The organism is Clostridium rhizosphaerae (assembly GCF_016765585.1).
Taxonomy (GTDB): Bacteria; Bacillota; Clostridia; order Clostridiales; family Clostridiaceae; genus Clostridium_AT; species Clostridium_AT rhizosphaerae.
Genome location: NZ_JAESWC010000018.1, coordinates 476721 through 489174 on the forward strand (window position 1 = coordinate 476721; position 12454 = coordinate 489174).

Sequence of the window (12454 nt, forward strand, 5' to 3'; positions counted from 1 at the left end):
AAATCATACAATAAAGTATGTTCATATTTATACTGGAGGTGCGTTATGAAAAAGAAACATCTTATTTTGTTTTCCTTTGTTCTGTCATTTTTACTAATAGGTACTTTGTTTACAGGCTGCAGTAGTCAAGCTTCCAAAACTACCGTTAAAGTTAGACTTAACGAAGTTACCCGTTCCATCTTCTATGCTCCTTTCTATGCAGCAATGAATCAAGGTTTCTTTAAAGAAGAAGGCTTGGATATAGATCTTACAACTGGCGAAGGGGCAGACAAAACAATGCAGCAAGTACTTAGCGGCAGTGCTGATATAGGTTTTTGCGGACCAGAGCAGGTAATTTATATTTATAATCAAAAGCGAGAAGATTATCCTGTGCTGTTCGGTCAGCTGACTCAAAAGGATGGTTCATTTTTTGTATCCAGAAAAGAAGAAAAGAATTTTACCTGGGAATCCTTAAAGGGAAGAACTATATTAGGCGGCAGACCTGGAGGAGTTCCTGAAATGGCTCTTGAGTATGTACTTAAAAATCACGGATTAACTCCTGGAAAAGATGTTAACATTATTACTAACGTAGCATTTGCCGCTGCTCCTGGTGCTTTTAAAGGCGGCACTGGCGAATACGCAGCACTTTTCGAGCCAAGTGCAAGTATGCTCACTAAGGATAATTCAGCCTATATAGTAGCTTCTGTAGGAAAAGAGGCTGGCGTTATTCCTTATACCTGCTACTTTACTGCAAAGTCTTATATGGATAAAAACCCTGATGTACTAGAAAAATTTACAAGAGCCGTATATAAAGGACAATTATGGGTTCAGAAGAATAGTGATGCAGATGTAGCAAAATCTATAAAATCCTTCTTTCCTGGAACTGATGAAGCTCTTATAGCTAATGTAATTAAAAATTATAAATCAATTGATGCTTTTGCTCCAAATCTAACACTCAAGGCAGAAGATCTTACTAAGTTAATGGATATAATTCAATCCTACAAAGCCGATCTTATCAGTGAACGACCACCTTTCAGCAAGATAGTTAATAATTCCTTTGCCGATAAAGCAATAAAAGATGTGAAGTAGTTTTGATGGCATGCCAAATTTAAGGCATGCCATTTTAATTTAAAATTCAATCTATATTGATATAAAAATAATTTATCAATCATTATCCTACATAATAATTATTATCAATTGATTATAATCACATTATTTTTGAAATAATAGCTTTATACTATATTTATAAAACAAACTTTTACAAATTAATCGAAGGATGGAGGTTTTAAACTTGAAAAATACTGGAGCAAAAATATCAATTATTGGTTCTGGTTTTGTTGGATCCACTACGGCTTTTGCCCTAATGACAGGAGGAATTGCCTCCAAAATAGTCATAGTTGACATAAATAAAAACAAGGCTGAAGGAGAAGCCATGGATTTATCTCATGGAGCTTCTTTTGTTAAACCTGTTGATGTTACTGCAGGTGATTATATAGATACTAAGGATTCAGATATAATTATCATAACAGCTGGTGCTTCACAAAAGCCCGGCGAAACTAGATTAGATCTTATAGGTAGAAACTTATCTATTTTTAGATCAATTATTCCTGAGGTAGTTAAGTATAGTCCCAACTCAATACTTCTTGTAGTATCTAATCCAGTTGACATTTTAACCTATATCACCTACAAGCTGTCTGGCTTTCCTAAGGAAAGAGTTATTGGCTCCGGAACTGTTTTAGATACTTCAAGGCTTAAATATATTCTTGGGCAAAGTTTCAATATTGATGCAAGAAATATTCATACTTATATTATGGGAGAACATGGTGATTCTGAAATAGCCACTTGGAGCTTGACGAATATAGCTGGCATGAGTTTAGATGAGTTTTGCACTAACTTATGTACTGAGTGTGGAGAAAACAAGAAGAAAGAAATACATGAATCAGTTAAAAATGCTGCTTACGAGGTGATTAAGAAAAAAGGAGCAACCTATTATGCAGTTGCTTTAGCAATAAAGAGAATTGTAGAAGTAATCTTACGAGACGAAAATTCTATCTTAACAGTTTCAGCTCTGCTTAGCGGAGAATACGGAATTAATGACTTATATCTAGGAGTTCCATCTATTGTGGGTTCATCAGGGATTAAAAAAATACTGGAAGTTCCGCTAAATTCTACTGAGCTAAAAAACTTAAAGGATTCGGCAGATACTTTAAAAGAATTACAAATAAGTGCTCATATTTAACAGTCAGCTTTCGAATGGAAGCTGGCACGCTAGGTTACCCAATATTTAGAGTGAAAGGAACGAGCAGTCCTAAACTGCTCAGTGCTTCCGACTAAAAGGAGGAACAAAATGATAATCATAAGCAATAACTGCAGAGACCCGAACTTTAATCTAGCTCTTGAGGAATATGTAGTAAAATATATGAACCCAAAGGAAGATTACGTTATACAGTGCAAAATGAACCTTTGTTCCGCCATGACCTATATAGGTCATGGTGACCTCAGATTCTCCATTATAATTTGCTGCCATAGCAATTCCTACAGCATGAAGAAGCTGAGAGGCTACAGGCTTAACCCCTGTAAAATCAAATAATATCAATGTGCCGCGCTTAAAGAACTGCCGATTTCGATAGAATGTACCCTTAAAGATACAATTGAAAAAGATTATTTCGAAAAATATACTATAGCCCTGGCAGAAGTAAAGGGAAGATATATCTCCTTAGACCTTATTGGAAGTGGGGATCAGCTTTTGTATTCCTATTTGAATCCCGTTCTTTATATAGGAAACGGAAACAGAGGTGCCTACAGATATACTCAGGAAAAACTTATGCACAGACTTCAATCCTTTTTATAACCTCTTATCTTAATGATATACCCCCCCTGATTTACATAAGCACTGTGAATAAGGGGGGTGATTTTATAAAGGAGCATAAATTAAAAATACCCAAATAGTTTAACCTATTGATGGTATTTTTAATTATTTAACTTATTACTTAATCTCTCATAATCTCTCATAATTTCTCATAAGTATTTTTAAGTATTAAGGCATCCCATTCCAGCCTTGGACCCTCAGCAATAATGCAGCCCTTTACTCCAAAGTCCTTTATGGCCTTCAGGCAATCAGTAAAATTAAAATCACTCTCTAATAACGGAAGATGATTTCTTTCACCTTTCTCGTTATAATTTATTCCACCCATATGAATATGAAGATCTTTAAGTGCAGCCTTGCCTAATTCATCGGACACATACTGAAGAATTCTGGCAAAATCCTCATAGGTTTTCAATGCACCATTGCCTCTGGCATGAATATGAGCAAAATCGATACAAAGCTTGCAGGTACTTACTTCTTTACAAAGAGAGACTAATTCCTCAAGAGTTCCAAACTGAGTTCCCTTCCCTGTAGTTTCAGGCCTGTAATCTACTCTATTATAAGGCAGCTTTAATAAGTTATTCTTTATAGTAGAATAAGTTTCACTCTTTGAGTTGTTTAAATAATAGCCTGGATGAAAAATAAGGCTTCTGCCATTAACCTTTTGCAACCCTTCAGACGCTTTTATAATCCTTTCAAGAGATGCCTCCTGCTTGCTTATTTCATCTGAATTTAAATTTATATAATGTGAACCATGCGCAGATAAATAAATATTATTTTCCAGCTTTGATTTTAAAATTTTATCTCTATTATTTTCAGTTACATTTACATTTCTCACAAAAAGCAATTCAAGAGCATCAAGACCTACTGATTTAATATAGTCTATTGCTGTTGAATAATTAAATTTATCCTTCGGGCTGGTTCCTAAGGGAAGTCCTGATATTCCAAATAAAAGTTTATCCATATCATATTCCTTTCAGAATTAAAGATTTTTTTAAGATTAATTATATACTTACTGAAATAGATACTTGATAACATAAATATTTCTTCATTTCTATACATCCCAGATTTATTTTATTACTAAAACTACCTATATTTTTGTCTTTATTAATTTAATTATTTTTTAAATTTCATAATTAACTCATCAACTGATATTCCGGATAAATATATATTAGAAATATCAGTCTTGTTCTCTATCATACTCTTTAATAAACTGGATTGTTTATTATCACCTATCATGATACTTCCTACTATTTTATTGTCTTTTATAAATAGCTTTTATAGGTTAATCCTTCTGAATTATCATCCGTTAAGGTTAAGTCACAGCTGTTTTCATCAATATCTCCCGCAGAAAATAATGATATATTAAAGGCATTCATCATTGTAACCGGAACAGAACCAGTATATACACTCTCCCTGCCTGTAATATTGTAGCCAGCTATTTTTCCCTGCTCAATTGCAGTGCCCCAAAGTCTACCCAGCTTTCCGTAAAGTTCTGCAGTATCGCCAGCAGCATACACATTTTTTACATTGCTCTGCATTTTATTGTTAATAATTATCCCATGATTTGATTTTACAGGAGTATTTTCTAAAAGCTTTTTATTAGGTCTAATGCCAACAGAATAGATTATCATATCGCATTTAATAATATCTCCATTCTTAGTTGCAACACCTTCTACCGCATCTAATCCGGTGATTTCTTTAATCTGTGTGTTTAAAATCAGCTTTATGTTGAAATCTTCAATTGCTTTCCTTAAAATCTCGGAAGCTCTGCTATCTATTTGACGGGGCATTAATCTTTCCAGAGCTTCTACTACAATAACCTCCATACCATGCTGATGAAGAACCCATGCAGTTTCTAGGCCTTGAATTCCACCTCCCACAATCAATACAGCTTTTTTATCCTCAATATTAGCTTTTATATCTTGAATATCGCTTAGTTTCCTTATAGTATATACATTTTCTTTTTCAATTCCTTCTATTGGCAGAATAAAATTACTTGTACCATTTGCTATTAGAAGCTTATCATAGCTAAACCTCATTTCATTGTCTAAGGCAATCTCCTGCATATCAGTTTCAATATCAATTACTTCCATACCTAGCTGCAAATTTATATTATTTAAGCCACCACCTTATGTAATTTTGAAGAAATTAACTATTTGTTTGTTAATTTCTTAACTATATTTTTATTATAGATATAGTTATGTAAAAAAACTGTGATTTGAATCAAAACAAAAGAGCATATTAAATAGTATAATTTCTTTATAATACTTATGTTTCATTTGGGATTTATTAAATAGAACAGGAGTTGAATTAGATGAGTATTAACCAAAAACTACATTCAAGTAATAAGGAAGATATACTTCAAGCTTGACTCCATTAAATGAGCATGTATTGGATAATAGGGAAAGGCTCCTAAAAGCTTTAATACAAAGAGATTATGTTATTGCTCAAGATGGACGTATAAGATGGTCACCTTTCTTATTAAGCGGTAAAATAAAGCCTATAAATAAGTTAACTGAAGAAAAAGTTAAAGAGATAGATTTGATACTTAAGAATAAGGAATTCATGGAGAGAATAGAGTCTTGTGCAGCACAATTTCATCTTGAGATATTAAAATTTTGTGATGGATTTCAAGTTAATTTATCAGCAACAAAAGACATTGATGATGAAAAAAAAGAAGAAGCTTTGCTGGACTCTATATCTTATTTTGTATGGAAATCCCGTTAGCAGTGAACCGCAAAAATATATAAATATTTATAAAAGGCTGTAATAAACAGCCTTTTATACTTACCATATCAATTTAAACATCGTGGACAGTTTCTAGTGCTACTTTATTTAAAATCTTAATTTTTCTTTGTCCTTCCTGCTTAACAATAACTATATATTCCTTTTTTACTTCATCCGCCGGCAGATCTATCGCTTTTCCCTCTCTTAAAACTCTAGCAGTTAGAGGAGCTAATTAAAAAATCGCCTTTATAGCGAACCTGGTCTTTTCAAGAGTTTTAGACTCCAGATAATTTCCAAGCATAAAAAGGAAGGTTACAGCAGCGGCTTCAAAGTTCTCACCTATGAGTACAGCTCCAATAACTGCCAAAGTAACTAAGGCATCAATTCCAAGTATTTTATATCTTGCCGTTCTAATTGCATTTAAAGCAATAGGATATCCGGCAATATACGCTGCAGCTAAAAGTATGATATTTACCTTATTTGTATAAAGCTCCAGTTTCATTAGTATTAATCCTGCAGCTATTATAATACCCGAAGCAGCCACCCTCTGACCCTTACTGATTTTCATTACTTTTCACCTAACACTTCATAGCCTAGCTTTTCAACAGTTCTTCGTATGTCATCTCCATTAACTTGACTTTCATCAAATTCTACCTTTAACTTACTGGCATTGAAAAACACCTCTGCTTTATTAACACCTTCTATCTTCTTGACTGTTCCTTCAATCTTAATAACACAGCTGGGCATATTAGAGTTTCTAATTGGTATGATTTTTTCATATTTAATTCCGCCTTGTTTTTATCTTATAGCTCTTTTATAGGAGGAATGAGTAAATAAAACATTAACTACAGTCAAATTTCATAGTAAATACCAAACAAAAAAACCTTACTAAACAATAATCAATTAGAGGTTTCAACATATCCTTTTACATATAATTATGAATAATAATTGCTATCCATGGTGTTAACCCAGACTTGTAGAGAGAAGAGACTCTGCTATACTATATCAACTTTCAGAGTGGTTACTTATATTGAAAATTAGAGGACAAACTGTTGGTATTGCTTTAACAAATTGTATCTGCTATCATATAATGTAACAAAAATATATGATAAAATGAGGGAAGAAAATGAGCCTAGATAACACATTAGATGAGAAAGCTCCCAAACACCAGAGACGTCCTCGATATAAAGGTACTCATCCTAAAAATTACAAAGAAAAATACAAGGAACTTAATCCAGAGAAATATGCTGACGATATCGCAAAAATAATTCAAAAGGGCAATACTCCTGCAGGTATGCATATTTCGATTTGCGTTAATGAAATATTGGAGTTTTTGCAAATCAAACCAGGCCAAACCGGTTTAGATGCAACACTAGGTTATGGCGGCCATACTTTAGAGATGCTTAAATGTTTGGATTCAAAGGGGCGTTTGTATGCAATTGATGTAGATCCTATTGAGCTTCCGCGCACCAAAGAACGTTTAGAACGTTTGGGTTATGGGTCAGAAATATTAGATATAAAACAGATGAACTTTTCCCAAATAGATGAAGTTACTTCCAAACCAGAATCCTTTAATTTTGTATTGGCTGATTTAGGTGTTTCTTCTATGCAAATAGACAATCCTGATAGAGGTTTTACATTTAAGGCTGAAGGACCCTTGGACTTAAGATTAAATCCAAATATAGGTATTTCTGCAGCAGATCTTTTAAAAGAAATGACACTATTTGAAATAGAAGATATGCTTATCGAAAATTCCGACGAGCCCCATGCAGCAGTAATCGCTCGCGCTATTCTTTCAAGTATAAAAAGAGGAATTGATATAACCACGACAACTGGGCTTAGAAATATCATCAAAGATGCGCTGAAATATGTTAAAGGAATCAAAGAGGATGATATAAAAAAGTCTTGTCAGCGAACCTTTCAAGCGCTGAGAATTAATGTTAATCATGAGTTTGAAGTGCTGGATGAGTTTTTAGAAAAGCTCCCCAATGTACTTGCTAAGGGCGGCCGTGTTGCCATACTTACCTTCCATTCAGGGGAAGATCGTCGTGTTAAGAAATCTTTTCAGCATTTTTTCCGTGAAGGCATCTATTCCGAAATAGCAAAGGAGCCTATTCGCCCATCAGCAGAAGAATGTCATGTCAATAGTCGTGCACGTTCTGCTAAATTACGCTTTGCAATTAAAGCATAAGCTTAGGGCGCAAAATAATTTATCTGGATTTCGCTAAGCACGGAATCCAGTTTTTTATGCAGATTTTTCATAAATAGAAAAAACTGATTTAGATTATCTATGTTTCTTGTTATTATAATTTGCTACTGAACCCTTCAGGAAAAATGTAGTTCCACTCAGTTCAATATAGTTTGGGCATTCCTAAAACATCAAATGAATCTTAAAAAAGGTTTTATCAATAAAAATAGGATGGTAAAATTACCATCCTATTTTTATGCAGAACCTTGAACATATTGCAATTTCTATATTAAAAATTTATGCCAGCAAATCAAAAAGAGACATCTGATCACTTTCTGGAAGACCTTTCAAACATCCAAACTTTTTAAGCAGGTCTACAGCTGAATTACCAATCTTAGATCGCTTTCTTAAATCTTCTATGGAACTTAAAGGTCTTTCTTCCTTGGAAGCTTCTTGAACAGCATTATATATACCCTCAGCAGCCACATTTCCCATTCCAGCTATACTGTTTAGAGGCGGTCTTATGCCATCTTCCTCTACAAGAAATTTTACAGCATGAGATTTGTATAAATCTATTGGTAAGAATTTAATTTCTCTCTCATACATCTCCAAAACTAATTCCAGATCATCATACATATCTTTATCCTTTGGAGCAGCTTGGTTGCCCATCATGTCAATTTCCTTCATCTTCTCCTTGACCTTTTCTTTGCCAAATATCATATACTCTGCATCAAAGGCTTTTGCTCTGATAGTGAAATAGGCTGCGTAGTAAGCCTTTGGTATATGAACCTTAAACCAGGCTATTCTAAAAGCCATCATTACATAGGCTGCAGCATGAGCCTTAGGAAACATATACTTTATCTTTTTACAAGACTCTATATACCATTCGGGCACCTGATATTCTCTCATCAAGGCTTCATATTCAGGAAACTTAGGATCCTTTAATGCCTTTCCTTTACGCACTGTCTCCATTATCTTGAAGGCAGTATTTGGAGGAAGACCTTTCTTAATAAGATACACCATTATATCATCCCTTGTACAAACTGCTTCACTTATGCTGGTTACTATTCCTGCATCGATTAAGTCTTTTGCATTGCCAAGCCATACGTCTGTACCATGGGAAAGTCCCGATATACATATTAAATCCATAAAGGTTTTTGGCATTGTATCCAGCAGCATTCCCCTTACAAATTTAGTTCCAAACTCAGGAATACCAAAGCTTCCTACCTTCGAATTTATCTGCTGCGGAGATACACCTAAGGCTCCTGTGGAGGAAAATATAGACATAGTCTCTCTATCATCCATAGGTATGCTTTGAGGATCAACTCCCGTTATGTCCTGTAGCATTCTTATAACTGTTGGATCGTCGTGCCCTAGTATATCTAGCTTTAAAAGATTCTGATCAATAGAGTGATAATCAAAATGTGTCGTTATAATATCTGAATTCGGATCATCTGCAGGATGCTGCACAGGACAGAATTCAAATATCTCACGTCCCTTAGGGACAACTATAATTCCGCCAGGATGCTGTCCTGTTGTTCTTTTTATACCAGTACATCCTTTTGAAATTCTCATAATTTCTGCTTTATTTACAGTAATACCTTTTTCCTCAAAATATTTTTTCACGTATCCAAAGGCTGTTTTTTCTGCTATAGTACCTATAGTTCCCGCCTTAAAGGTTGTGCCTTTTCCAAAGATAACCTCTGTGTATCTATGAGCTTTGGCTTGATATTCACCTGAAAAGTTTAAGTCTATATCAGGCTCCTTATCTCCGTTGAAACCTAAGAAGGTTTCAAAAGGAATATCTATGCCATCCTTAGCTAGAACTTCTCCGCAAACAGGACAAGTTTTATCCGGCAGGTCAAACCCTATATTATATCCATAATCCGTAAAGTCAGAGTGCTTGCATTTACGGCATCTATAGTGCGGCGGCAGAGCATTTACTTCAGTTATACCAGTCATATATGCAACAACAGAAGAACCAACGGAACCTCTGGAACCTACTAAGTATCCATCTTCATTTGATTTCCACACAAGCTTTTGAGCAATTATATACATAACGGAGAATCCATTTTTTATGATAGAATCCAATTCCTTTTCAAGTCGTTGCTGAACAATTTCAGGAAGCGGTTCTCCATACAGTTCATGAGCCTTTTCATAGGTAATATCTCTAATAGTCTGCTCACAGCCATCTATGTGTGGTGTTGCTTTTTCAGATGAGATAGGACTTATAGGGTCACACATTTCTGCAATCATGTTAGTATTTGTAACTACTACTTCATAGGCCTTATCTCTTCCTAGATAAGAAAACTCTTCAAGCATTTCCTCTGTAGTTTTTAAATATAAAGGAGCTTGATTGTCTGCATCCTTAAAGCCCTGTCCTGCTTCAAGTATACGTCTATATATCTCATCTTGAGGATCAATAAAGTGAACATCTCCAGTTGCAACCACAGGCTTATTTAATTTTTCTCCAAGTGCTACAATCTTTCTGTTAATTTCCCTTAAATATTCTTTACCAGGTACCTGCTCTGTTCTTACCAAGTAGTCATTATTTCCTAGGGGCTGAATTTCCAAATAATCATACTCCTCTGCAATTGCTTCTATTTCCTCGTCGGATTTCCCAAGAAGTATTGCTTGATACAGCTCCCCTTCACTGCAGGCACTGCCAAGAATTAATCCTTCAGAATATTTTTTAAACAGACTCTTCAATATACGAGGCTTTTTATAGAAGTAATGTAAATGCGAGTATGACACAAGCTTATATAAATTTTTTAATCCCTCATAGTTCTTAGCAAGTATTATTGCATGGTAGGTTTTAACCTTCTTATATTCTTCTCTTCTGGCTGTTTCATCAGAGCCGTATATGTCTATATCTTCAAGGGTTTCTGCTCCTCTTTCTTTAAGCTTTTCAAGCATTATCTTAAAAACCTTGACAGTAGTATCTACATCATCTAAAGCTCTATGAGCAACTTCCACTTTTATACCAAGGTTTTTTGCAATTCTACCCAGTTTATAACTTTTAAACTCAGGAAAAATCTCTTTAGCTAAAGATAATGTATCAACATATGTAAAATGAAAATCATAGCCTAGAACTTTGGCATTGTGTCTTAAAAAGCCTACATCAAACTCTGCATTATGAGCAACCAAAACACTGTCTTTAATAAAATCCAGCATTTTAGGAAATACAACTTCTATGGTTTCTGCATCCTTTACCATATCGTCAGTTATGTTAGTAACCTCCACAACCTTTGCTGGAATAGACTTCTCTGGATTTACAAAACAGCTGAAGGAATCTATTACCTTTCCACCTTCATATTTTATAATACCTATTTCAGTAATTTTTTCAGTTACTGGCGAAAAACCTGTGGTTTCCAAATCCAGCACACAATAGGTCGCATCAATACTTTGACCCTTAGGATTAGTCACAGATGGCTTTTTATCTGGTGCTAAATATGCCTCTACTCCGTATATAATCTTCATATCCGGATTATTCCTTCCTAAGAGTTTATGTGCCTCAGGAAAAGACTGCACAACACCATGATCTGTTATTGCTATAGATTTCATCCCCCAGCTCATAGCTCTCTTAATCAAATCAGCTGCACCTGTCATAGCATCCATCTGACTCATTTGAGTATGCATGTGAAGCTCTACTCTCTTTAACTCTGCTTTATCCTGTCTCTTTGCCTTCCTAATTCCTTCTGTTTCTACTATAGTATTTGCAATAAGCTCGACCTCACCTGAAAACTTACTGTAACCTGCATTACCTACAAGTTTTATAGCCTTAGCCTTTTTAAGTCTTGGCAGCACTTCTTCTTCTTCGCCAGGTTTTAGAAAGCTTTTACAGGTCATAGAACTTGAACCATCGTATAAGTCAAATGAAACCAAGGTTTTCCCACTTTTTAATTCCTTCGCTTCTATATTGGATATTTCACCTTGTAAAGCTATTCTTCCTTCATCGGGTGTAATATCAGTAATTTTTATTACAGGTTCTTTAAATTTAGAGTTTCTTCCCAATATGAGTAATGAATCGCCTTTTTTGCCTTCAGTTTCTTCTTTAGCTTCCTGTTTACTTTCAAAAACCTTAGGCATTTTTGATTCGTTCCTGCTCGTCTCCACCCTAGCTTCCTTTTGGATAAATCTCCTTTCACTTGCACGTATTTCTTCTTCAAGCCTTAATATTTCTTCACTGCCTACTTCATCTGAAAAGTTTATTTTATAGGGTGTACCATACAGATTTTTTATCGCTTCATGAATTTTTTTGTCATAATCCATAGCCTTCAAAAAGCCTGATACTGCTATTTTAAAATTAAAATTTATATTATTCTCAGCTACTTTATATTCACTATTACTCAATACTGCTTTTAGAGCAGGATATTTTTCAGAGAGCGTAAATATAATATTTTTCATTTCCTGCTCTATTGGCTTTTTATCCGTTCCTTCATCATATTTTACAATAATTATAGAATTCTCTAAGGCAAATCTTTCTTTTATAAACTTATTTAGACTTTCAAATTCTCTTATATCAATATATTTATCTGAGTTTATCTTTAATTCAAGGGTTTTAGTTTTTTTACTTAATACTACTCCTTCTACTAGAGCAGTCATTATGTTTCCAGACGCTTTATAATCACTAAAAATTTCATTTATCTTTTTCATGTTAATTTAACCTTCTCTCTAAAATTTTTAGTCTG

11 protein-coding genes are annotated in these 12454 nt (G+C 34.3%); 5 read left to right on the top strand and 6 right to left on the bottom strand.

Going from position 1 to position 12454, the window contains the following annotated elements:
- The first annotated feature begins 45 nt into the window (after positions 1–45).
- From JK636_RS21090 to JK636_RS21100, 3 genes are all read left to right on the top strand, one after another.
- Positions 46–1068 carry an ABC transporter substrate-binding protein gene (locus tag JK636_RS21090; protein WP_202750951.1) on the top strand — a complete coding sequence of 341 codons (1023 nt, stop codon included), beginning with the start codon at positions 46–48 and terminating at the stop codon, positions 1066–1068.
- A 187-nt stretch (positions 1069–1255) separates the two neighbouring features.
- Positions 1256–2218 carry an L-lactate dehydrogenase gene (locus JK636_RS21095; RefSeq protein WP_202750952.1) on the top strand — a complete coding sequence of 321 codons (963 nt, stop codon included), beginning with the start codon at positions 1256–1258 and terminating at the stop codon, positions 2216–2218.
- 108 nt (positions 2219–2326) lie between these two features.
- A complete protein-coding gene (locus JK636_RS21100; RefSeq protein ID WP_202750953.1) occupies positions 2327–2569 on the top strand; it encodes a hypothetical protein in 243 nt (80 codons plus the stop codon).
- A gap of 418 nt (positions 2570–2987) precedes the next feature.
- On the opposite strand, the gene JK636_RS21105 is transcribed toward JK636_RS21100, so the two are convergent.
- The 3 genes from JK636_RS21105 to JK636_RS21115 all read right to left on the bottom strand — a co-directional run bounded on the left by JK636_RS21105 (position 2988) and on the right by JK636_RS21115 (position 4953).
- The gene (locus JK636_RS21105; protein ID WP_202750954.1) at positions 2988–3809 is read right to left on the bottom strand and encodes a TIM barrel protein; all 822 of its coding nucleotides are present in this window, start codon (positions 3807–3809) and stop codon (positions 2988–2990) included.
- 152 nt (positions 3810–3961) lie between these two features.
- The gene (locus JK636_RS24190; protein ID WP_202750955.1) at positions 3962–4084 is read right to left on the bottom strand and encodes a hypothetical protein; all 123 of its coding nucleotides are present in this window, start codon (positions 4082–4084) and stop codon (positions 3962–3964) included.
- 26 nt (positions 4085–4110) lie between these two features.
- Positions 4111–4953, bottom strand: a complete 843-nt coding sequence (locus JK636_RS21115) for an NAD(P)/FAD-dependent oxidoreductase (RefSeq protein ID WP_274601633.1) — start codon at positions 4951–4953, stop codon at positions 4111–4113.
- A 262-nt stretch (positions 4954–5215) separates the two neighbouring features.
- Here JK636_RS21115 and JK636_RS21120 point away from each other — a divergent pair, with 262 nt between their 5' ends.
- Positions 5216–5575: a hypothetical protein gene (locus JK636_RS21120; protein WP_202750957.1), complete on the top strand. Its 360-nt coding sequence runs from the start codon at positions 5216–5218 to the stop codon at positions 5573–5575.
- A 232-nt stretch (positions 5576–5807) separates the two neighbouring features.
- Here the strand turns inward: JK636_RS21120 and JK636_RS21125 are convergent, their stop codons facing one another.
- Positions 5808–6143, bottom strand: a complete 336-nt coding sequence (locus JK636_RS21125; RefSeq protein WP_202750958.1) for a cation-translocating P-type ATPase — start codon at positions 6141–6143, stop codon at positions 5808–5810.
- Positions 6143–6322 carry a heavy-metal-associated domain-containing protein gene (locus JK636_RS21130; RefSeq protein ID WP_202750959.1) on the bottom strand — a complete coding sequence of 60 codons (180 nt, stop codon included), beginning with the start codon at positions 6320–6322 and terminating at the stop codon, positions 6143–6145. Before JK636_RS21130 ends, JK636_RS21125 begins: the two co-directional genes overlap by 1 nt.
- 379 nt (positions 6323–6701) lie before the next feature.
- Here JK636_RS21130 and rsmH point away from each other — a divergent pair, with 379 nt between their 5' ends.
- Positions 6702–7766 (top strand): 16S rRNA (cytosine(1402)-N(4))-methyltransferase RsmH, encoded by a 1065-nt coding sequence (gene rsmH / locus JK636_RS21135; protein ID WP_202750960.1) that lies wholly within the window; start codon positions 6702–6704, stop codon positions 7764–7766.
- Between the two features lie 294 nt (positions 7767–8060).
- Here rsmH and polC read toward each other — a convergent pair whose 3' ends face one another.
- Entirely contained in the window at positions 8061–12419 is a 4359-nt protein-coding gene (polC, locus tag JK636_RS21140) for a DNA polymerase III subunit alpha (protein WP_202750961.1), read from the bottom strand.
- Between the last annotated feature and the right edge of the window lie 35 nt (positions 12420–12454).

Excerpts from the sequence above, each read along its gene's own strand:
- JK636_RS21125 (WP_202750958.1), bottom strand. The coding sequence starts at position 6,143 with ATGAAAATCAGTAAGGGTCAGAGGGTGGCTGCTTCGGGTATTATAATA.
- JK636_RS21090 (WP_202750951.1), top strand. The coding sequence starts at position 46 with ATGAAAAAGAAACATCTTATTTTGTTTTCCTTTGTTCTGTCATTTTTA.
- rsmH (WP_202750960.1), top strand. The coding sequence starts at position 6,702 with ATGAGCCTAGATAACACATTAGATGAGAAAGCTCCCAAACACCAGAGA.
- JK636_RS21100 (WP_202750953.1), top strand. The coding sequence starts at position 2,327 with ATGATAATCATAAGCAATAACTGCAGAGACCCGAACTTTAATCTAGCT.
- JK636_RS21105 (WP_202750954.1), bottom strand. The coding sequence starts at position 3,809 with ATGGATAAACTTTTATTTGGAATATCAGGACTTCCCTTAGGAACCAGC.
- JK636_RS24190 (WP_202750955.1), bottom strand. The coding sequence starts at position 4,084 with ATGATAGGTGATAATAAACAATCCAGTTTATTAAAGAGTATGATAGAG.
- JK636_RS21095 (WP_202750952.1), top strand. The coding sequence starts at position 1,256 with ATGGAGGTTTTAAACTTGAAAAATACTGGAGCAAAAATATCAATTATT.
- JK636_RS21130 (WP_202750959.1), bottom strand. The coding sequence starts at position 6,322 with ATGCCCAGCTGTGTTATTAAGATTGAAGGAACAGTCAAGAAGATAGAA.
- polC (WP_202750961.1), bottom strand. The coding sequence starts at position 12,419 with ATGAAAAAGATAAATGAAATTTTTAGTGATTATAAAGCGTCTGGAAAC.